20 protein-coding genes are annotated in these 22461 nt (G+C 46.4%); 8 read left to right on the top strand and 12 right to left on the bottom strand.

The window, feature by feature from the left end:
• The first annotated feature begins 42 nt into the window (after positions 1-42).
• The 3 genes from RIE73_RS22015 to RIE73_RS22005 all read left to right on the top strand — a co-directional run bounded on the left by RIE73_RS22015 (position 43) and on the right by RIE73_RS22005 (position 2885).
• Positions 43-1746 carry a SpoIIE family protein phosphatase gene (locus RIE73_RS22015; protein ID WP_446403223.1) on the top strand — a complete coding sequence of 568 codons (1704 nt, stop codon included), beginning with the start codon at positions 43-45 and terminating at the stop codon, positions 1744-1746.
• A 3-nt stretch (positions 1747-1749) separates the two neighbouring features.
• The gene (locus RIE73_RS22010; protein WP_446403222.1) at positions 1750-2175 is read left to right on the top strand and encodes an ATP-binding protein; all 426 of its coding nucleotides are present in this window, start codon (positions 1750-1752) and stop codon (positions 2173-2175) included.
• Positions 2176-2453: 278 nt separating this feature from the next.
• Positions 2454-2885: a hypothetical protein gene (locus RIE73_RS22005; RefSeq protein ID WP_446403221.1), complete on the top strand. Its 432-nt coding sequence runs from the start codon at positions 2454-2456 to the stop codon at positions 2883-2885.
• A gap of 59 nt (positions 2886-2944) precedes the next feature.
• On the opposite strand, the gene RIE73_RS22000 is transcribed toward RIE73_RS22005, so the two are convergent.
• Positions 2945-3325 (bottom strand): ketosteroid isomerase family protein, encoded by a 381-nt coding sequence (locus RIE73_RS22000; protein WP_446403220.1) that lies wholly within the window; start codon positions 3323-3325, stop codon positions 2945-2947.
• A 107-nt stretch (positions 3326-3432) separates the two neighbouring features.
• Here RIE73_RS22000 and queG point away from each other — a divergent pair, with 107 nt between their 5' ends.
• Complete coding sequence (gene queG / locus RIE73_RS21995) at positions 3433-4365, top strand: tRNA epoxyqueuosine(34) reductase QueG (RefSeq protein ID WP_446403219.1); 933 nt, start codon at positions 3433-3435, stop codon at positions 4363-4365.
• Between the two features lie 158 nt (positions 4366-4523).
• Entirely contained in the window at positions 4524-5654 is a 1131-nt protein-coding gene (locus RIE73_RS21990; protein ID WP_446403218.1) for a hypothetical protein, read from the top strand.
• A gap of 30 nt (positions 5655-5684) precedes the next feature.
• Here the strand turns inward: RIE73_RS21990 and RIE73_RS21985 are convergent, their stop codons facing one another.
• The 11 genes from RIE73_RS21985 to RIE73_RS21935 all read right to left on the bottom strand — a co-directional run bounded on the left by RIE73_RS21985 (position 5685) and on the right by RIE73_RS21935 (position 15369).
• Positions 5685-6521: an MBL fold metallo-hydrolase gene (locus tag RIE73_RS21985; RefSeq protein ID WP_446403217.1), complete on the bottom strand. Its 837-nt coding sequence runs from the start codon at positions 6519-6521 to the stop codon at positions 5685-5687.
• 15 nt (positions 6522-6536) lie between these two features.
• Positions 6537-8369, bottom strand: coding sequence for an ATP-binding protein (locus tag RIE73_RS21980; RefSeq protein ID WP_446403216.1), 1833 nt, complete (start codon positions 8367-8369; stop codon positions 6537-6539).
• A 475-nt stretch (positions 8370-8844) separates the two neighbouring features.
• Positions 8845-9054: a DUF2214 family protein gene (locus RIE73_RS21975; RefSeq protein WP_446403215.1), complete on the bottom strand. Its 210-nt coding sequence runs from the start codon at positions 9052-9054 to the stop codon at positions 8845-8847.
• Positions 9055-9099: 45 nt separating this feature from the next.
• Positions 9100-9504, bottom strand: coding sequence for a NifB/NifX family molybdenum-iron cluster-binding protein (locus RIE73_RS21970; protein ID WP_446403214.1), 405 nt, complete (start codon positions 9502-9504; stop codon positions 9100-9102).
• Positions 9505-9550: 46 nt separating this feature from the next.
• A complete protein-coding gene (locus tag RIE73_RS21965; RefSeq protein ID WP_446344738.1) occupies positions 9551-9769 on the bottom strand; it encodes a YgaP family membrane protein in 219 nt (72 codons plus the stop codon).
• 343 nt (positions 9770-10112) lie between these two features.
• Positions 10113-10508 (bottom strand): hypothetical protein, encoded by a 396-nt coding sequence (locus RIE73_RS21960; protein ID WP_446403213.1) that lies wholly within the window; start codon positions 10506-10508, stop codon positions 10113-10115.
• 289 nt (positions 10509-10797) lie between these two features.
• Positions 10798-11664, bottom strand: coding sequence for a CoB--CoM heterodisulfide reductase iron-sulfur subunit B family protein (locus RIE73_RS21955; RefSeq protein ID WP_446403212.1), 867 nt, complete (start codon positions 11662-11664; stop codon positions 10798-10800).
• On the bottom strand, positions 11661-12245 hold the full coding sequence (locus tag RIE73_RS21950; protein WP_446403211.1) for a 4Fe-4S dicluster domain-containing protein: 585 nt from the start codon (positions 12243-12245) through the stop codon (positions 11661-11663). The genes RIE73_RS21955 and RIE73_RS21950 overlap by 4 nt, the downstream gene beginning before the upstream one ends.
• Positions 12246-12256: 11 nt before the next feature.
• Positions 12257-13336, bottom strand: coding sequence for an FAD-dependent oxidoreductase (locus RIE73_RS21945; RefSeq protein ID WP_446403210.1), 1080 nt, complete (start codon positions 13334-13336; stop codon positions 12257-12259).
• A 271-nt stretch (positions 13337-13607) separates the two neighbouring features.
• Positions 13608-14654 carry a heterodisulfide reductase-related iron-sulfur binding cluster gene (locus RIE73_RS21940; RefSeq protein ID WP_446392864.1) on the bottom strand — a complete coding sequence of 349 codons (1047 nt, stop codon included), beginning with the start codon at positions 14652-14654 and terminating at the stop codon, positions 13608-13610.
• A 16-nt stretch (positions 14655-14670) separates the two neighbouring features.
• Positions 14671-15369, bottom strand: coding sequence for a 4Fe-4S dicluster domain-containing protein (locus RIE73_RS21935; protein WP_446403209.1), 699 nt, complete (start codon positions 15367-15369; stop codon positions 14671-14673).
• Between the two features lie 250 nt (positions 15370-15619).
• On the opposite strand from RIE73_RS21935, the gene RIE73_RS21930 reads away from it, so the two are divergent.
• The 3 genes from RIE73_RS21930 (at position 15620) to RIE73_RS21920 (ending at position 22246) form a co-directional block, all read left to right on the top strand.
• On the top strand, positions 15620-16030 hold the full coding sequence (locus RIE73_RS21930) for an ArsR/SmtB family transcription factor (protein ID WP_446403208.1): 411 nt from the start codon (positions 15620-15622) through the stop codon (positions 16028-16030).
• Between the two features lie 160 nt (positions 16031-16190).
• Complete coding sequence (locus RIE73_RS21925) at positions 16191-19178, top strand: two-partner secretion domain-containing protein (RefSeq protein ID WP_446403207.1); 2988 nt, start codon at positions 16191-16193, stop codon at positions 19176-19178.
• 257 nt (positions 19179-19435) lie between these two features.
• On the top strand, positions 19436-22246 hold the full coding sequence (locus tag RIE73_RS21920; protein ID WP_446403206.1) for a CHAT domain-containing protein: 2811 nt from the start codon (positions 19436-19438) through the stop codon (positions 22244-22246).
• Positions 22247-22461 lie beyond the last annotated feature (215 nt).

The raw sequence follows: 22461 nt of genomic DNA, 5'->3' as shown, positions 1-22461 counted from the left end.
AACTTATTGTTTCTAACTCAAGCAGAAACCGGAGTACACAAAATGAGTCAGGCAGATAAACTCAAATTATTGATAGTGGACGATGAGCCTGACAATTTAGATTTATTATATAGAACGTTCCGACGAGAGTTCCGGGTTTATAAAGCGGATGGGGCGATGGGCGCTCTGAACATTTTGGATGAACAGGGAGAAATGGCGATCATTATCTCTGATCAACGGATGCCTGTGATGAATGGTACCGAATTATTGGGGAAAACAGTTGATCGTTTTCCGGATACAATTCGGATTCTGTTAACGGGCTATACCGATGTTGAAGATTTAGTCGAAGCCATTAACTCTGGTAAAGTCTTTAAGTATATTACCAAACCCTGGAATCCGGAAAGTCTGAAAGTCATCGTTCAACAAGCAGCCGATACGTACCGAGTTCTCAAACAACGAACTAATGAACTGAGCCGCGCTTTACGCCGCGAAGAACTCTTTAATGTGGTGACAACAGCCATTCGCGAGTCGCTAGACTATGGCAGTATGTTGCAAACCGTTGTCACCACGATTGGTCAAACCTTCGAGGCGACGAGTTGTATCTTGCAACCTGTCGATGGTAATCACCTGATTTCAGACTCATTTTCTTACCAAGCTGAGTCAACAAACGATTCAGAATCGTTACCTGATGTTGAACCGATTGTGCAAAATGTGCTGGAAAACTGGAAAACCCAGCTTATTCAACAGCTCAGTGATGGTAATCATTCGGTGCATCTAGTTGTTCCTCTGATCTGGCAACAACAGCTATTGGGCGTGTTATCCCTTTATAAACAACAGTGTGATCAGCCTTGGATGTCAGAGGATATTAAACTCATTGAAGCTGTCGCTGAACAGGCAGCGTTAGCCATTTCTCAGGCAAAACTTTACCAACGCACCCAGTTACAAGCGGAACAGATGCGGGCTGAATTGGAGGTAGCTCGCCAAATTCAAAATAATTTGTTGCGCCAAAGTTTACCCGAAGTGGACGGGGTTAAAGTTCAAGCCCACTGTTATCCCGCACGAGAAGTTGGCGGTGATTTTTTTGAAGTCTACGTGCATCCTCAAGGCGATGTTTGGCTGGCGGTTGGTGATGTGTCGGGAAAGGGAGTGCCTGCGGCTTTATTTATGGCAAGTGCGATTTCTATCTTGCGCCGAGAATTGGCGCAAGAAATCTCTCCAGAACCGGAGGTAGTGATGCGAAACCTGAACAGCATTATGTCAGATGATCTGTTTAGTACCAACTGTTTTATCACGATGGTATTAGCACGATATACACCAACCTCACGACAGCTTGTCTATGCAAATGCGGGTCACATTTATCCGTTGGTTTGGGCGCATCGTTTAGTTGCCCAACAGCAATCTGCACCGGAATCATCTGTAACCGTAGAACCGGATTACTTGAAAACTCGGGGAATTCCGCTGGGTATTCTTCCGGAGTGGCAGGCGGACGCTGGAACGTTGACGTTACATTCGGGTGATGTCTTGCTGCTAATCAGCGATGGGATTACAGAAGCAACGGTTAAGGAGGTTAAACATTACACCCATTCTCAAAACTCTAAAACTAGTAAATCCTTGACGAATTCAATGCTGGGAACATCGGGTCTTTGGCAGCTTCTGCTTCAGGAGCCAGCTCCCTTTAATCTACCCCATTTATTAGTTCGCATCCGCGAGGAGACGAATAATGTTCAGGAAGATGATCAAACAATTCTCTCAATGGAGGTTCTATAGTTGATGAAAACGGAGCTGCATGTACCAAGTGACTTGAAGTTTTTGACGATTGTTGAAAGCTGGTTACTGGGAAGTTTGGAAGTAGCGTTAGGAGATTCAGTGGATTGGCAACATCAATCGAGTCGGTTAAGACTGGCGTTAGTTGAAGCCTATTCCAATGTGGTGCGTCATGCTCATCGAGATCAACCCAATTTACCGATTTTGATTCGCTTGGAACTCAAAGAGCGGGACATTGCTTTGGAAATTTGGGATCACGGCAAAGGGTATGACATCACTAACTATAATCAACCTTCTCCAGAGGCGAAACAGGAAAGCGGATATGGTTGGCTGATTATGCAAAAGCTGATGGATAGAGTCGAGTATCGCTTGCAGATCAATGGTCGTAACTGTCTGAAGATGGAGACGAGCTTGCCTAAGACTGACGAATGATTAGATAATTGTATCCCATTTCCGGAACGTCTGTAGTATAATGTCTGCGAGTACGGCAATTGTTACGAAATATTACAAAAACAGCCATAGTCCTAATTAAATCTATAAGCTTTGTTAAATTTACTTGATATAGATGTCTGAATCTATAGGATTTTAAATAAGTCAAGCCGAAAGAGCGACTTGACTGTCTGTCTGTTAAGGATGCCCTTGTTTCGAGGACTGGTGAGCCTCTGAAACCAAGAGTTAGCTGTTAAGTTTAGTGCAACCCATCATTTCGTATGACACAGCCGTTTATCTTGTCTCCCCGCTACCGATTAGATGACGATTCTCCATGGTTGGAAGGAATTGATCCATCACGCCACTATTGGATTGCCGTCAATGGAGATCCGGATATCCAGGTAGCGATTCCAGGATTAACGGTGTCATCACTCAAGGAATGGAAGCAAATAGTATGGCGGTTCCGCCGTCTTCAATCAGGCGATCGCATGGAACTGCGGCGAATTGCCAACACCTCAACCATTCAGTGTATCAGCGCCAACTGCTACGCGATCGCAACCACGATTAACGGCGCGGCTGTCTGGCATTTATTTGACCAAGAAGCATTAGAGAGTTTGTTAATGACAGCTCATCCCGATTGGCTTTGTGCGCCTAGAGATATTGAGTTGGGGCGTCAGTTGCTCGCTCGTTCCTGGGAGCAAGTGGCGGCTTAGTTGTCATTTGTCATTTGTCATTTGTCATTTGTCATTTGTCATTCGTCATTTGTCATTCGTCATCGTCTTAAGCTGAGGAGTTCTTGAGGCGACGCTAACAGCTTAATTCTGACGAAACTAATCCTTTGTTCGGGATTGAGAAGAAATATCCAACCTACATTGACACTAAATAGTGGTGTCTGTACTCTACCCTTGACTTGAATTTGAGTCTCCCTGTTTTCTTGAGGTTCCACAATTCCGGTTTTGGGTAAGAGCTGCATGTCAATGGCTTCAGCCTTTAGGTAGGTTGCGATCGCCTCTTGTCCTTGGATGGGTTCCTCAAACGGTGGCTGCATTACACCGTTATCTATAAACAATGCGGCAGTTGCGTCATAATCCCCAGCATTCATCGTTTCAAAGTAACGCCAAATCACGGACTGGGTAATGCCCTCTATAGTCATTTCAGGGTTGTTAGTAACGGTATTGCCTTCATTCATACATCATAATAAAGTATGCGATGACAATAGAATTCCCTGTTCCCTGTTCCCTGTTCCCTATTCCCTGACCAATGACCAATGACCAAAGCCATCAAATTAAGCAAAAAGCGCGATCGCTAGGATTTCATCACTGTGGTATTGCAGCTATAGAAGGGAATGCTGACGAGGAAGCCGCTCAACATCTGAAAACGTGGTTGGCTCAGGGCTATCATGCTGACATGGATTGGATGCAGAATCCGCGCCGTCTAGATATCCATACCTGTATGCCAGGGGTTAAATCCGTTATTTCCGTTGCCCTCAACTACTACACCCCTCACCAACGTCCTCAGGGAGACGAGTACGCCAAGATATCCCGTTACGCTTGGGGACGAGATTATCATAAGGTGATGCACAAAAAACTCAAAGCCTTGACCCATTGGCTACAAGCCCAAGCAGAAGGAATCCAAGCTCGTTACTACGTAGACACCGGTCCAGTGCAGGATAAAGTGTGGGCAGAACGTGCTGGAATTGGTTGGATCGCAAAAAATGGTAATCTAATTACGCGAGAGTATGGCAGTTGGGTATTTTTAGGGGAAATTTTAACCAACTTATCTCTGACACCCGATACTCCCCATACTCAGCATTGCGGAACCTGTACCCGTTGCCTGGAGGCTTGTCCGACTGGAGCAATTGTTAAACCTTTTGTCGTAGATGCTAATCGTTGTATTGCTTATCATACAATTGAAAACCGAGCCGAGGAACTACCCTCATCCATCACCCCCCATTTAGAGGGTTGGGTGGCGGGGTGCGATATCTGCCAGGATGTTTGTCCGTGGAACCAACGCTTTGCTCAACCAACAGATGTAGCCGACTTTGAACCCTATCCTGGGAATGTCGCTCCCACCTTAGCGGAACTGGCGACACTTTCAGATCACCAATGGCATCAACGATTTCCGGCATCAGCGTTGCGACGCATCAAACCCCAGATGTGGCGACGCAATGCCAAAGCCAATCAACAGAAGTAAACCCACAATATCGCCATTGGACTTAAACTTGTACATAATTTTGATAAAAAGATGAGAATTTTTTCTCAGATCGGTAATTTGATTGCTAATCTAAGCGATAGGAAATGCTTTAGAGCATCTTAATATAGAGAATTCTATAGCCATCAGAGCGAGCCATTATGTCTCAGGATATCAATACTCACGACAAGGCAAACAAGCCATCAACCACCTCCACGGCGATCCAGTCTTGGTCAGCCGAAGCCGATGCAGATAAGTTAATGGATGATTTATTTGCAGATCTTGACCGCATCTTGGAAGGGAGTAGCAAATTACCAACTGAACCGACTAAGCCAGACTATGTATCTTTAAAGTCGATTGTAATTCCCCCCGTCACCGCACCACCTGCTGTGATACCTGCTCAAGATTTGGTGGAACAGCCATCTGAGACGAACCAAAAATCGTCTGAAACCCAGTCTTCAGAAACGAAAGGAATAAAGAGTAGTGATTCCCATGCCAAAAAATCAGGTTGGTCTGTGGATAAATTTTTATGGGTAATGGCTCTAATTTCAGTGGGTCTAACCGCACTGTTGCTCCTAATTACTCAGAAACAACGGTTTGCACCCTGGTTGCCCAACTTTATTGCCTCACCGTCTGCTGACACCCAACTCCCCTCAGAAGCCGATTACGAGTTTGGAGAGTATGCGTTGGAGGCGCTAAAAGCCATTGACCGTAAAGCTGAAGCCAGACAACAAGCTGCGATCGCAGGTGGTGGAACAGGTAATCCGAATCTACCTCCAGGTGCGACCAACTCTTCGGGTGCTATCAATCGTCCCGTCGGTGCTAATCCACCGGGTACAATTTTGGAACGAATCTACTATCCGGTTTATCCACCCCAGAGTTCTTGGATACCCCCTGTACCTCCTGCTAACTCCTCAGTCGCCCCACCACCAGCCCCAGCGCCTTCACCGGCTGCTAATTCGCCAGCACCCACACCGCCTCCTCCTCAAGTCACGGCTCAAACACCGCCAGCCTCACCCCCAACCGTTGCTCCGACTTCACCTACAGCATCAGCATCGCCAACGCCACCAGCACCGCCACCCCCGCCTCCTGTCAACCATACTCTGGTGGGAGTGCTAGAGTCAGACGAACTTTCTGCTGCCTTATTTGAAATTGATGGGATCACTCAGCGGATTAACATTGGCGAAGCCATTGGCACAAGTGGCTGGATGTTAGTTGAAGTGAACAACGGAGAAGCGATTATTCGACGGAATGGAGAAGTTCGTTCTGTTTACACAGGGCAGACATTCTAAATTAGACACTCGGCAAAAAAGTGCCAACGTTCAAGTGCCAAACCCTAAGCGAGTACCCACATGGCAGCTTATACAGTTGCCTAGAAAATGATGCCACAAAAACGCGATCGCGGCGGTTCCAGTACAGTGATTCGCCCCTAATACCTGAACTTTATAGTGCGCCAATGTTTCCACCGTTGCTTGCACGCGATCGCGACTCGCCCGGTTCAGGTGCATTCCCCCAATTACGGCGTAAAATTTATCGATACCTGTGATTTGGGCAATATAATCGAGGGTATTAATCACACCGGAATGAGCACAGCCTAAAATCACCACCATTCCTGCGGGTGTATCCAGAAACAAGGCTTGATCATCGACAATCAAATCCACTTGATTGTGCTGGGAATCTTGCCAAAAATCCCCCCCTGTATCTTCTAGGGGATGACACCGGGGAATTGAACCTGTCAGGTACATACCAGGGATAACTTCTGTCGGTTTATCAGTCCAAACTAACTGATCAATCCTCTGTTTGAACCGATCTACATCTTGAATCGGAGATCCAATATTCCCTCTGGGACTAAACTTGGGTTGTAGCGCCGCCGGATGCAGAAAGAGTTTAGCAATCTTACAGTCTTCTAAGAGGGTGATTAAACCACCCGTATGATCATAATGACCATGACTAAGCGCAACCGCATCTAAATGTTGTAGCGAAATTCCCAACTGTTGAGCATTGTGGCACAGTGTTAACCCCTGTCCTGTATCAAATAAAATGCGCTGGGAATCGGTTTCGATCAGATAAGACAGCCCATGTTCTCCTAAAAGTCCCCGCCCATAAGCTGTATTCTCAACTAAAACGGTAAGCTGACAGGCGTTTTTTTGAATCTGCATAGGTTATTCTATAAATTAGGATTGTTTCTGCGATCGCGGAAGTTTCACGACAAACTCAGTGCCTTTTCCGGGTTGGGAACAATAGTCGAGAGTACCGCCATGTTTCTCCACAATTTTATAACTAATTGATAATCCTAATCCCGTTCCCTTGCCAACAGGTTTAGTGGTAAAAAACGGCTCAAACACTCGTGATTTGAGTTCTGCTGGTATACCCAAACCATTATCCCGAACCCGAATCGCCACCATTTCATCGTCTAATTGTTGAGTCAAAATCTCAATCCTTGGCTGCTTCACAAAAGCGGATTCTAAAGCATCAATCGCATTAATTAGCAGATTCATAAACACTTGATTGATTTCTCCAGCATAGCACTCGACTAAGGGCAAGTCACCATAGTCTTTAACTACCTGAATAGCCGGACGGTTGGGATTGGCTTGCCAGCGATTTTCGAGAATTAATAGAGTATTGTCAATTCCTTCATGCAAATCAACCGTTTTCATCTCCGCTTCATCGAGTCGCGAAAAGTTCCGCAATGATTGCACAATTTTGCGAATCCGATCGGCTCCGATTTTGATCGAGTCCAGTAATTTAGGAAAGTCTCGCTGAATAAACTCCCAATCTAGTTGCTGTAATTTGGCTTGAATAATAGGATTGGAATTGGGATAGGATTGCTGATAAAGCTGTACCAGTTCCAAAACATCATCGATATAATCTTTAGCCGGATTAATATTGCCGTAAATAAAGCTAACTGGGTTATTAATTTCATGAGCCACTCCCGCCACCAGTTGTCCCAAACTAGACATTTTTTCTTGTTGGATGAGTTGAGCTTGCGTCTGTCGCAATTGTTGCAAAGCCGCTGTCAGTTCTATAGCTTTCTGGGCTTCCGATTCAGCAATTGAGCGAGTTTGGGCGTAGAGTTCCGCTTGCGTAAGCGCGATCGCGAGTTGATCGGCTACCCGTTCTAACAAGTCTACTTCGCTATCACTCCAATGGCGCGTTTTCCCACTATGACTGCAACAGATAGCGCCAATTTTCCCCGATTGAGTGTGAACGGGGACAAAAACCACCGCACGATAGTTTAATGTCTCCAGAAAAAATTGGCGTTCGACGGGATTTTGCAACGTCAGGGTATCTTCAATACGAGTCACTTCTTTGCGGGTGATTTTGGCAATTAAGGGGGTAATGTCGGCGACGGGAACCCGACTTCCGTTTAAGGAAGGTAACTCAGGGTGTTTGACTTCAGCGATAACTTCTGCTACGGGAGGAATAGCGTCTGGTACATATAATCGGAAGACGCAGCGTTCCAATTCTAACAAGTGATAAAGTTTATCAACGGCAGTTTCCACCACCGTATTAAAATCAAGAGAAGCACGAATTTGACTAGCAATACTATTAAGCAGTGATTCTCGCTGTGCTAGTTGTCGATATCGGGTTTCCGAGTCTTGCAACGCTTGTTCAAATTGCTTACGTTGTGTGATATTTGTACAGGTTCCCACCAGTCGATAAATGTGCCCATTATCATCTTTGAGAGGGGTGAGTCCCGTCAGCCACCAAATCGGTTCTCCGTCTAGAGTAACGAGTTTTTCGTAATGAATGGTTTTTCCCGCCTTAACGCATTCATCATAAAGTTCTATACAGGGTTCGGTGAATTCAGGTGGTAATATTTCGCTCAGTAAACGTCCCCGTAAGTTATCTGAGGTTAACCCCAAAATTTTTTTTGCTACGGGATTAAAATCGGCGTAACGGTAATTTCCTTGAGCATCGATATCGATCACGAAAATGGGATGATCGACTTTTTCATAGATACTGCGTAAGCCGAAGCAACTCTGTTGAGTGGAGAGAATAGACATGGCTGCAAGTTCCAGAACGATTTGAGCGAGCCAACTCTAAGCAATTGCGTAAGATGAGATAAGCTGTTCGGCATTTAAACCTTAATGTCAAGAATGGCTCTCATCCTTTTAGTGCGTTAAGCGAAGCCATGCCGCAGGCTTTGCATCTTGCTCGCTACTAATACCCAATTTAAATGCATGACAGCTTAGATTCCCCTGATGAACCGAAGCGGCTAGAGTAATTAATTAGATTGGCTCTTGGTCTATTCTACCACTGTTTAAAATTCATCTCCCGTGGCTACAGCAGTTGCATACTCGATGTAATACAGCAAAATAAGAGTAGAATAGGATTTTATCATGACTACTGTAATACACCGGATTAAAAAATGCTGTACAAATCAGTCGCTCTAACTTTTCACGGGAAGTCTAGAAACTGAGTCTGGGCGGGTTTAGTCACATCTGGGTGCAACCGACAAGATAGTCGTGAAACCCGCCCCTACACACTCAACACTCCGGTGATTAGAATCATCGTTGCGGCTACACCATAAGCCCCATCAGCAAAGGCAACTTTTTTAGCTTCAGCCAGCGTCATGTCGGATTTTAGATTAAAACTTTCAACCGTGAGTGCGGCAAAAGCTAACATGAAACCTAAGTAGAATGCCACTGACTTTAGAGTTTGTAGTAAGCGCTTCAGCGCTTCTGGCACGCTTCGTGCCGACTACGAACCCAGATTAAGTCAGTGCAATTGATCCTAAGTCTCACTGACAGTTTCACGTCCGTGACGGTGTTGATGACGGTGTTGATGCTGATGTTCATGATCATGACATTCGCTATCTTCTCTGACTAAAGAACCATTAAGATAAGCTTCAACCGCTTTATCTAGATCCGTTTCTTTAGTAATAATCGGTTCAATTTCCTTCTGTTCCAGACGGCTCATCAATTTCTTTCCCATTCCCCCAGCAATCAAAACCTGCACATCATCTAACGGGTGGGAGTTGTTGGGTTTGCTATTGTGAAACGACTGTTCGGGTGACAATTCCAACAGCGTTTTAGCGGTTATTTCATTATCTTTGATGTCGTAAATCCAAAACCTCTGGCAATGTCCAGCATGTTCGGTTATGCTTGTTTTATTTTGACTAGCGACAGCAATTTTCATGGTTTTTCCTATTTTTAATGAATGGTTACTTGAACTGGCGTAAAAGCTACGCGGGTGGATGATCGTGAGGTGGGCGAGTGTTGATACCGAGTAAGCGATAAATGCCGCAAAAGCCAATCGCCGCACTGAAGGCAAGCAAAGCGGCGGCAATATCTAATCCAACGACTAAGCCCGTATCTTGATAAACACTCAACCCTGCATAAAGCAAAATTTCTGCTAAAAGTAAGCGAACAATCTGATCGAAGCGTCCGACATTGTTGAACATGATACCTAATGTAAACGAACAGTAGATTTTTCGGCGTTCTAACACTCTGAACTGATTGCCTAATGGTTACGGTAATTCTGGGTTATTGGCTAAGAGTGTTTCCCGCCTTGCCTGGGAAACTTTCAGCTATTTGTTGAATATATCACGAGATAGTTGATTAAGCAAGTTAAAGCAGCCAGCTAGTAGAGACGTTGGCGACAATACCTCTACCTTGGTGCCAGGGAAGCCTTTCCACGCCTAAAGTGGGGGCAGGTATGTGGGGTAACAGAGGTGAGAGCGATCGCGTTATCATCCACATTTCGCACTTCAGATGAAGCATTAGATAGCGCTTGCACCTCCCAATTCACCCTAACCCTAATGTCTTTCGCACCTCCTCACTATTCACAACCTTACCTGCTTTTTGCTGTTGTCGCGATCGCTCAATAATGTCTAAAAACTGAGTGTTGCTACTTAAGGAAACCGTTTCAATATCTGCTGTAGCTACCAAAACAGCTACGGGTTTACCCTCAAATCCGGCGATCGCTGGTTCTCTTCCTAAACTACGAACATAATCGGCTAAAGATGCTACACAATCGGATTGTTGTCGCTGCAAAGACTTTTTGATTAATGTTAGTGAATCTAGATTTGCTTCTAGAGGTAAACTGTCTAAGTCCGCAATTGGTGTCAGCACAGCTACAGTAGTTTCCTGAATTGTAACAAGCAAAGGCTCTTTCCCTAAAGCTTGAATATATTTTCTCATTCCTGTGCTTACTTACAAGCCATAATTGACATTGCGAAAGAGTGCCAAGCCGATGTTGGAGTAACGGAAGAGGACATCAAACAGATTTTATCCAGTCTGAACCTTCAGATTGCTCCCTTTAACGAGGAATTGCTTTATAATCGTGTTAATGAATCTATCTTCAGTCTATTTATACACCTGATGAACAAATTGATGGTAAAAATTGGGTTCGTCGCAAAGGATGTGATCCTAACTTGCTTGCATAGAACTGTAGGGGCGCACAGACGTGCGCCCTTTCCCGATGTGCGCCTCAGAATCCCAATTTAGCCAAAACCGGTTTAGGTGAAACAACGTGCTTGTTAATCCCCAGTTTTCCCGGTTTAATCCCTAACGCCAAGCCAATAATTTCCGTGATATAAAGAATGGGCAGCTTATAGGAAACATTGTACGCCTTCTCGATATCCGGCTGTCTCAGTTCTAAATTATTAGCACACAACGGACAAGCCAACACCATACAATCTGCCCCCAAGGATTTTGCCTCATCTAACAGGCGCTTCGTCAGTTCAAACGCTACCTTTTCCTGGGGGACAAGAATCGGTCCACCACAACATTTGGTCTTTGACCGAAAATCAACCACTTCCGCCCCACAAATCTTAGCTAAGTTATCCATCGACATGGGGAAAACTGGAGAATCCCATCCCGTTAGTTCCTGGGGTCGAGTCAAAAGACACCCATAATAACAGGCAACCTTTAAACCTCGCAACGGCTTTTTAATCTGGCTGGAGATATCCACATCATTCGCCAAGACATCGACAACATTTTTAACCTTAATATTAGAGTCAGAAACCGACATCCCCATCTGCGACAGAATCGGCGTAATCTTATTCCGTTCCGTCTCGTTCTCTAATGCCTTAGCTGCCTTAGCTGACTTGTTGTAACATCCCGAACAAGATGCCAAAAGATCGCGATTTTTTTGTTGCGCCAGCACCACATTTCTGGCGGCTAACGCCATCCCCACCTCATGAGACACCCCAGCCGCTACGGAACCTCCACAACAAGACCAATCTTCAAGTTCCTCCAACTCAATTCCCAGTTCTTGCATCACCACCCGGGTGGAGATATCAAACTCCTTGGCTGAGGAATGGAGGCTGCATCCTGGATAGTAAGAATATGTCATTTTTTACTCGCCTTGTCTAATGCTTGATTAAATGTTTTCGGGTCTTTCACTTTAGCCGGGAAGGGCGACAGTTTACCCCGAAGTGCTAATTTGACGCCCAACTCGGCTTGTTCCAACATGGCTTCAATCCCGCCATATTGATGCATGAGTTCCGGTTCAAAGACAATCCCGCGTTTCTTGACTAACTCCACAAAGATTTGATTAAATCGGGTCGAGTCGTTCTGAATTCCTTCGCGGATGGCAAGGGCTTTAATTGTTTCAATGACATCCGCTGGTCGTACTCCACGGGGACATCGGGAGGTACAGGTGTAACAGGAGGTACATAACCAGAGGGTGTTACTTTTGAGAATCGTTTCCCATTCACCCCGTTGCAGCAACAGAATCAGCTTGCGGGGGGAAATATCCATGCGGTCAATATTGGTACATCCACCACTACAAGTCCCACACTGCATACAACTCGCGATCGCGGCATTCTCACCCCCCTCAGCGATCACTTTATCCATCACCTTCTGACTGATTTGATCACCATCAACCTGGCGATCCGTTTTAATACCAAAGAAGCATTTCTTTTTGGCGACCATTGATTTAATCCTCACTGATGTACAACTTGTTTTTTACTGGCAAAATGCCCATTGGTCGCTGATTCAAATTGGCAGAGAGAACCAACCTTAGTGGCGAGAAAACCCGCAATTTCCGCCGCCGCCGATCGCCCATCTGTAATTGATTCAGCAATCGCTTTCGGACCCGTTGCTGTTCCCGCCAGAAAAACGCCTGCTCGCGCCGAATAATTGTTCGAGTATTGAGTATGGGCGGTTTCATAGAACCGATCACAACCGACTTTTAAATCAGCAATTTCTGACAGTTCAGTATTGCCACACATCCCCACCATTAATACCAACAAGTCCACAGTTAACCGCATCGGTCTTGCCGTTAATGTATCTTCTACCCGCAACAATAAGCTGCCATCATTTTTCTCATTCGCCTCAGACAACCGACCTCGGATGAACTGAACCCCATATTTTTCCTGAGACGTTCGGTATAGTTCCTCATAACCGCGACCAAACACCCGAATGTCCATATACAGACTGTAAATTTCACAATCAGGTATCTGTTCTTTAATTTCAATTGCCACCTTCACCGCATTGGTACAGCAAACTCGCGAACAGTAATTATTATTTACTTTCTCATCGCGAGACCCGACACAATGAACCATGGCTATTTTCCGTGGCGTTTTCCCCGATGCCGTTTTCACCTTTTGCTGTTTTAGCATGGCATCCAGTTCAACCGAGGTGATGGAATTATCGTAGATATCGTATCCATACTCCTCTTTAAACGAAGCATCAAAATGGTTAAATCCCGTCGAAACCAGAATCGAAGCTGCCTCAATTTTTTCCCCGGTTGAAGTGGTTACGGTAAAGTTCGGGGCTGAACCTTCAATCTGATTCACCGTACAATTTTTTAACACCCGGGTTCCATGCAATCCGCCTTTGAGTTCAGCGATAATTTCTGAAGCATCGGTAAAATCAGGAAACACTTTATACCATTTCTTTAAATGTCCCCCCAATTCGGCTTCTTTCTCAATTAGCGTGACCTCTTGTCCTAACTCGCTAAGTTTCCCCGCCGCTGCCATTCCGGCTGGACCACCACCAATTACGACTACGTTTTTACCCATTGTTTTAATCCTTTTTCTATTTACAATTTTTGCATTTTTTCAAGCAAAACCATACGGAAAGAGTCGTTTAAGTAGGTTAATGGAAATAAATCGAACTTGGTTAACTTCTGTCAACCTTCCTCAAGCCTTGACAAATGACAAATGACGATTTTAATTGTCCCCACCGACTTAAAACGAATGCCACTGACTGGTATGCTGGTGGGCAATGCCCACCCTACGGTACATCAAAGGTTGGGATGATTTCCTAATGCTTATTTCAGTGTTATTAGACTTAAAACGGTCGTCTGCGTTCTTCAGCCGTCTTAGATTTGTCATACGGAATCCCGATTTTATCCAGCAACGGTTCGATAGGAACCGCCTTGGCATTAAGTCCACAATCCTTAAAGGGGTCATAGCCTAACAGCAGTCCAGTGAGTTGGGCGTAGTCAAGAATAGACACGTTGAATTCTTCTTCCAGGACTTCCTTAATCGTGCCTTGTTCGGCATCCAGAAACACCGTACAACCCGGACAGTTGGTTAAGATTAAATTACAGTCCGGGTGTGCTTCTTTCAAGCTGGCTAATTTCTTATAAACACTCCCGGCGGTATAATCCCGGTTTTCAGGAAACGCACATTGGCGGAAGCCCATTCCACAACAATGGCGGCGTTCGGGATAATCAACAATTTCTGCACCAAAGGCTTCTAAAAGTCCCACTAAGACTTGGGGAAATTCCGCCCCACCCATGGCTTCACCGGGAAAAATCTTCCCATAGTGGCAACCGACGTGATCCGTGGCTTTGATTCCTTTGAGGCTATATTTGGCTTTTTCTGCTAGTTTATGACGATTGGCAAAAAAGACATCTGAGGCATGAACAACTGAAGGTCTACCACCAGATACGTGAGGAATCCAAAACTCTCGACCGGTTGTTTCTTTTAATGTCTTTTCGGTGTATTCCAGCAACTCGGGTTCTTCTTCCCAGAGTTTAATCACTTCCGTATAGTTGGCAAAGGAGGTGACACAGAAAGAGAAAAGATTATCGACACCTTGTTCATAATGGGCGATGGAAAAGTTTCGTGCTGCAATCACCATCTGTGTTTCTAGGTTGGTGACATCGCCGTGATATCCAATTGCCCCACAGGAGGTATGACCCGGGGCTTCCCGCAATTCGATGCCTAGGTCATTTTTTAAGATTTTATAGGCGACACCTTCAGTATAAGGGGCGGCACTTTGCAGAAAACAACTGCGGAAGCATCCCCATAAGTTTCCACCTGGTTCATCGACGCTGGGGACTTGTTTTTGGTGTCTGTCCCAGGCTTGGTTTTTTCCGGCTAGTTTCATGGTTGATTCTCCTGATTTATTTGATTTCGTAGTTGCGGCTATCCCCAGTTTCTAACCAGGTTTGCCAGTATTTTTCCACTTCCGCTTTGCTGCCGAGTTTCTTTTCCATGCCTTTTTCCACGGCATCCATTAAAGAGACAGCACCAGTTTTTTGGTAAATTGTCCGCACTTCTTCCATGTCTGTTTCCGGAATCATGCGGTGGGAACCGGGGCTATTTTCCAAGTCCATTGGCACACCCCACCATTCACGCATCTCTTGCATATGGTCGTAATAGTATTCCCAGTTCTCACCGAGTTCAGGGAAATGGGATGGGGAGATGTTTTTTGCCAGTAAGGTATAGCCACGTTTGAGCATGTTTTCCCCAAACACCCGCTTGGCAATTAATTGCTGTCGTCCTTTTTCCGACTCGGCAAAGTAACCGTAACGAATCGCAAGTCGGCGTAAGGCAAGAATGACTGAGGCGGGACTGTTGCCTCGGGGACACCGGGTTTTGCAGGAGAAACACTGTCCGCAATACCAAATCTTGTCGGATTTGAGCAAGTCTTCAATCAGTTCGTCATCTTCGGATTGGACGATGTTCATTACCTCTCTGGGAGAGTAATCGTTAAACTCGGCTGCCGGACACACGGCAGTACATACACCGCAATTCAGGCAGGCATTCATGCCATGCTGATACAAAATGTCTTGTTTTAGTTCATTAAATAGTTTGCCCATTGGTAAACCCCTTTGACTGGCGTGACTGAGTGACGCCTCTCGTCGATGAATTTATTATATGAGCAAGTAGTGATATGGTGTCAAGGCTTGGCAAGAAATTTTTTAGGGCGACAAAAATTTCCCTTTTTTCCCAGACGCGCTATGGCACGTCTCTACATCTGTGACTCTGGCGACGAGGACAGGAATTGTTATGGTATGTAATAATATGACTAATCAGTAAATAACACCGAACCGCGTAATTTTAGCCCTTATGCCTAATCGCACTGCTACCAAATCCAAGACCAAGAAAGCTAATTCAACAGATTGCGGCATCTCCCAACTGTCTCCTGTGGCGTTGACCTTGATGGCAGATTTTTTCAAAGTCCTCTCGGAAGTCAGTCGGCTACAGATTGTCTGCTGCTTGAAAGCAGGTGCAAAGAACGTCACAGAGATTATTGAAGAAACCGGACTCGGACAAGCTAACGTATCGAAGCACCTCAAAATACTCAACCAGGCGGGAATCGTGTCCCGTGAACAGCAAGGGGTTTGTGTTTACTATAAGATAGCTAATCCGTTTTTGTTTGAATTGTGCGATCTAGTCTGTGATACGCTCTCGATGCAAATGGAGCAGCAAAGCCAACAAATACAGCAGCTAGCCGCGCTACGCCAAAGTCGCAGATAATTGACCGCCGCGATCAGGGGTGCAGGGGTATCACTATTTGTAGGGACACGATATGATGTCGTGCCTCTATTCTAGTCTTTAGCATCTGCCTCTAGAAAGATGCTATTGTAGCCAAATACAGCGATAACTTGTTTGGTGTTACTTGGAATGTAATGTAGCAGTGGCACGAAACCCGAATCAGAAAAGCCGCGATCGCATTAGCTTCCCGAGGCGGGCATGGACAGCTACAAGCCTGTTGGGATGCTGGATTGGCGTTGTTTTAACTCAGCCGGCGATCGCGCAAATTACTCCTGATGCTACTTTGGGTAATGAAACGTCGGTATTGACACCGGGCGATAACTCGATAGACATTCTGATTCAAGGCGGCGCTCAACGGGATTCTCACCTATTCCACAGTTTTGAACAGTTCAATGTGGGAGATGGACAACGAGTTGATTTCGCTAATCCTGGCGGGATTGAAACCATTTTCACTCGCGTCACTGGTGAAAACAGTCCGACGAATATTCTGGGAACCTTAGGCGTCGATGGAGCCGCGAACCTGATTCTGCTGAATCCCAATGGTATCGTTTTTGGCGAAAATGCTCGATTAGATGTGTCCGGTGCATTTCGAGCCACGACAGCAGATAGCGTTATTTTTGAGAATGGGCTGGAGTTCAGCGCCACAAATCCTCAACCCCCATCCCCTTTACTTACCGTTAACGTTCCCCTAGGCTTGCAATTTGGAGCCAATCCCGGCACGATTGTCAATCAATCCGTCGCCATGATTGGGGATGAAGTCGTGGGACTAGCAGTGCAACCTGGTCAAACTTTATCCTTAATTGGTGGAGATGTGGAGTTAAACGGGGGTCATCTGACCGCACCATCGGGAAAAATCGAACTGGGTTCTGTTTTTAATGGAGAGTGGAACCTCAATTCTCCCCAATCCTCGTTCCTGAATGTTACAAGTTCGACATTAGGCACGATTCAACTGATAGAACAAGCCACCGTCAATGCAAGTGGTGCAGGCGGGGGCGAAATTCTGGTGCAAGGGCGACAAGTTTCCGTCCGGGATGGGTCACAAATTCAGTCAATTACTCTAGGATCTCAACCTGGAGCTAATTTAACCATAAACGCTTCTGAGTTAGTCGAAGTGGTTGGCGCTTCCCCCACTGGTTTTCCCATCAGTAGCATCACAACCAATACAATTGGTACTGGATCAGGAGGAGATTTAACCCTAAACACCGCCCAATTGCGGGTTCAGGGTCAAGGATTAGTTTCTGCATCAACCTTTGGAGGTGGGACAGGGGGAGATCTGACGATTCGGGCTTCAGAATCTGTAGAACTGAGTGGCTCTGGATTTGAGGATTTGCAGCAAAACATTATCTTAAGGGCGTTAGCTACACCAGAGCAATTAGCTGCCTTAGGTGTACCCCCCTTCCAAGTTTCCGATATCGAATTTTTCGGCGGCGGACTTTTGGCGGCTACTCAAGGAAACAGTTCCGCCGCCGGTCGTTTAACCATTGACACGAATCGGTTAGTGATGCGGAATGGCGCGATCGCCTCTACACCAACAGGGGGTGCGGGGAGAGGGGGAGATGCTGTGATTAACGCTTCTGAGTCCGTGGAAATATCTGGTTCGGCGTTTGTCACTGGGGCGTTTCAAGGAACCACAGGTGATGCGGGAAATCTTAGGTTGAATACGCAACACCTAACCCTAAAAAATGGCGGACTCCTGCAAACGATTACCTTTGGTCAAGGTGATGGTGGAAGTTTGCAAGTCAATGCCTCTGAGTCTGTGGAAATGGATAGCACGCCCATTGGCGCACTAGCGCCTACAGGGATTTTTGCTAACAGTGTCTTTGGTACAGGGACAGGCGGTGACATCACCGTAAATACACGCCAGATGATTATGCGCGACGGGGCGCAAGTGGGAAATCAGACGGGTGCATTAACCGGATTGGGGTTAATTCCGGCGGGGGGTTCAGCCGGAGATGTTGTCATAAATGCGACTGATTTTATTGAAATTGATGGTTTATCCCCTGATTCTCAATTTATTAGTGGTCCGGGAACCACCAGTTTTAGTGGGGCACCTGCAGGAGAGACAAAAGTGTCCACCCGAAATATGATCATCCGGGGTGGGGCAAATATCTCAACCACCACTCTAAGTGCGGGAGATGGAGGCACATTGACGGTTAATGTCTCCGATACCTTGGAACTCATCGGTACAGGAATTACTACAGGGGGAGGAGTTGCCGTAGAAATTCCCAGTAGTTTAGTGTCTTCCTCCGGACGGGCTGACTTTCCCGCATTGCAAGCCACGGGGGATGCGGGTGTTTTAGAGGTAAATGCAGGTCAACTTATTATCCGGGATGGGGCAGAAGTTGCCGTGAATAGTCTTGGTTCTGGGGATGCGGGAACATTAGAAATTGTCGCGGATTTGATTCAGTTGGACAATCAGGGAACAATTAATGCGGCGACGGATTCGGGTCAAGGCGGTAACTTATCCCTGAAAACTCAAAACTTGCTGATGATTCAAGAGAGTCAGATTACCACAGATGCTGGGAATACAGATGGGGGTAATATTACCATCATGACCGATACCTTAGTCGCTCTAGAAAATAGCGATATTACCGCGAATGCTCAACAAGGTCGAGGCGGGCGGGTTATTATTACGGCTCAAGGTATTTTTGGCACAGAGTTTCGGGAGAAATTGACACCAGAAAGTGATATTACAGCTACCTCTGAATTGGGTCCTGAGTTTAGTGGTACTGTTAGAATCGATATTCAGGGTATTGACCCCTCTCAAGGATTAGTTGAATTCCCTGAAAATTTTACGGATACTAGCACACTTATTGCCATTGGCTGTGCTGCTGATCAAGGAAATTACTTTGCCCTAACGGGGCGCGGTGGCTTACCTGCCAACCCCACGCAACCCCTTGCCAGTGAGACGGTGTGGTCAGATGTACGCAATTTAGCGGTGGCGTCTTCTCCAGCATCTACGGCTAAGACAGAGAACAATTTTCAATTTTACCGACCGAATCCTCAACCTCAAATTATTGAAGCTCAAGGCTGGATTGTCAATGAAAAAGGTCAAGTTGAATTGGTAGCTAATTTACCGGAAGCTTCTCCCCAACGTCCTCGCTATACACCACCAACTTGTTCACCTTAATTCTTGGGAGGATCTCAGATCAAGCAAAAAACCTCTGCGCCCTCTGCGTGAACCTCTGCGCCCCTCTGCGTTAAAAAAACCTAATTTCCTAACTGCCAATTAAGTCAGGGCGGGTTTTGTACAAAGGTTATGATCAATAGCGAAACGTAATTTTCTAAACCCGCCCCTACTTGTCTCAAAACCAGGTTCCTTTGAGCAAAGGATCAACGCTCAACACTCCCTCTGGATACCGTTAACTATCAAAATCAGGTCAAACTATGAAGTGGGCTAGTCAAATTTTTCGGCTAAAGATTCGGTCTAGTTTGAGACGGTATGCTTCCTCTGTGATACTGTTTGGGCTAACCCTGTTTCTCGTCACCACTGTATTACCCGGAATCTCATATCCAGTTGAATCTTTACACGTTAGTGGAGACAAGGTAGAGGGTAGAGGGCAGAGGGCAGAAGGGCATATTGCCCAAACCGATAAAATCTTACACCTTGGGGATAACACCAGGCGCTTAAAACGCCAACCCGCAAACGCCAAAATTGCCAATTCCCCAACCCCCCTAGAGCAAGGAATTGCTGCCTTTGAAGCGGGACGTTTTGCTGATGCCGCACAACTGTGGCAACAAGCCGCCCAAGAGTATGAACAAAAGCGCGATCGCCTAAACTTTGCCCTAAGTTTAAGTTATCTCTCGTTAGCCTATCAAAATTTGGGACAAGTCCAGGACGCAGAACAAGCGATTAGCCAAAGTCTTGATCTGTTGCAACACCAAGACAATTGGGAATCAGGGGGTTTGGCGATTCTGGGTCAAGCCTTGAATACGCAGGGACGCCTGCAACTCACCAAAGGACAAGCTGAAGCCGCCCTGGACACCTGGAAACAAGCCACCGACGCTTACCGCCGTGCGGGTGATGAAACCGGAAAACTGGGAAGCCAAATTAACCAAGCCCAAGCCTTGCAAACCTTGGGACTCTATCGACGGGCGCAAACCCGTTTAGAACAGGCAAATCAACAACTCCAAGCCCAACCTGACTCCCGCGTCAAAGTTCAAGGATTGCAGAGTTTAGGAATTGCCCTGCAAGAGTTGGGTGATCCCAAAATGTCCCAAACCCTGTTAACCCAAAGTTTAGCGATCGCCCAAACCCTTAACCCGACTCCCGATACCAGTGCGATTCTGTTGAGTTTAGGGAATGTGGCGAGAGACTTACAAGAGGATGACAAAGCATTAGATTATTACCACAAAGCGGCTAAAACGGCAACCAATCCGCTGATGCAAATCAAGGCTCAATTGAACCAACTGAGTCTGTTGATCAATACGGAACAAGAGGATGCCGCGATCGCACTATTACCGCAAATCCAAGTTAGTCTCGCCACCCTATCCCCCAGTCGGGCGGCGGTTTATGCTCAGGTAAATTTGGCAGATAGTCTGATGCGGATGGGAAGCGATGTAGAGACGTGCCATGGCACGTCTGGATGTCAATTGGTAGGGGCGGGTTTGACCGATAATGTTACCCCAGAAACCGGAAGCGCTAAAGCGCTGACTACGAACGCAAGCGCTAAAGCGCTGACTACGGACGGTGCGATCGCACAATTGTTAGCCAAAGCGATTCAACAGGCCCAACAGATTCAAGACGCGAAAGCTGAATCCTACGCCATTGGACAATTAGGCAAACTTTACGAACAAAAGCAGCAGTTAGCCGAGGCGCAAAAGCTGACGCAACAGGCGCTGAGTTTGGTTCAAGGCATTAATGCTGGCGATATTACCTATTTATGGGAATGGCAACTGGGTCGAATTCTGGAAAAACAAGGCAATATAAAAGATGCCGTCGCTGCTTATACCGTCGCCGTGGAAACCTTGCGATCGCTCCGCAGTGATTTGATTGCCCTGCCAAATTTACAATTTTACTTTCGAGAACGAGTTGAACCCGTCTATCGTCAACTGGTGGGATTACTTCTCAAATCTGATCCCTCTCAAAAAAACCTGCAAAAAGCCCGCGAGGTGATTGAATCCCTCCAACTTGCTGAGTTAGATAACTTTTTTCGCCATACCTGTATCCAGGCGCAATCCCAACAAATTGATCAAGTTGATCCCACGGCGGCGGTGATTTATCCGATTATTCTGCCAGACCGATTAGCTGTGGTTCTATCATTGCCGGGACAACCCCTGCGCCATTATCAAACCCAATTACCGGAAGCAGAAGTCAACAACGCCTTTGTCCAACTCCGCAAATTCCTCAACCCTGTCCTGTCAAACAAACAACGATTACGCTATTCCCAAGACATTTATGACTGGCTGATTCGACCCATAGAAGTCGAGTTAGCCGACAATGAGATTAAAACCCTCGTCTTTATCCTGGATGGGGCGTTGCGAAATCTGCCCATGGCAGCCCTTTATGATGGAGAACAGTATCTAATTGAAAAATATAGTGTCGCGGTGAGTCCCGGATTGCAACTGTTAGAACCCCGTGCGCTAGACCGGGAACGGCTTCAGGCATTAATTGGTGGACTCAGTGAGGAACGTCAGGGATTTTCTGCTTTACCTGGAGTCGAGTTGGAACTGAGTAAAATCTCGGCTCAAGTACCGTCTGAGATGCTTTTCAATCAGGAGTTTACGACAACCACACTTGAACAGGAAATTAGTGATGTTCCTTTCCCCGTGGTTCACCTGGCTACTCATGGTCAGTTTAGTTCCGAGGTGGAAGATACGTTTATCCTGACGTGGGAAGGGCAAGTTAATGTCAATGATTTGGATCAACTACTGCAAGTTCGAGAACGAGAGGATAGCCAACCGATTGAATTACTGGTTCTCAGTGCTTGCCAAACGGCAACAGGGGATCAACGAGCCGCCTTGGGATTAGCGGGTGTTGCTGTCCGTTCCGGCGCTCGCAGCACTCTGGCAACTCTGTGGTCAGTTCGCGACGAATCAACGGCTCAACTTATGGCTGAGTTTTACCAATCCCTGACTCAAGCTGAAAACAGCAAAGCGGAATCTCTGCGTCAAGCACAACTCTCAATCTTGAAAAATCCTGAGTATGAGCATCCTTATTACTGGGCGCCGTTTGTTTTGGTGGGTAATTGGCTATAGAGCGTCAGTTCTACAGCGCGATGGCGTGTAAGTGAGGTATCTGAGGGGGTGACAAGGGACTTGAAGGTACTACTGGGTGTAGGGTGTCGGGTGTCGGGTGTCGGGTGTCGGGTGTCGGGTGTCGGGTGTCGGGTGTCGGGTGTCGGGTGTCGGGTGTCGGGTGTCGGGTGTCGGGTGTCGGGTGTCGGGTGTCGGGTGTCGGGTGTCGGGTGTCG

The organism is Coleofasciculus sp. C1-SOL-03 (assembly GCF_040220555.1).
GTDB lineage: Bacteria > Cyanobacteriota > Cyanobacteriia > Cyanobacteriales > Coleofasciculaceae > Coleofasciculus.
The sequence above is the reverse complement of the archived record's forward strand: the minus strand, read 5'-3'. Positions and strand labels throughout refer to the sequence as shown.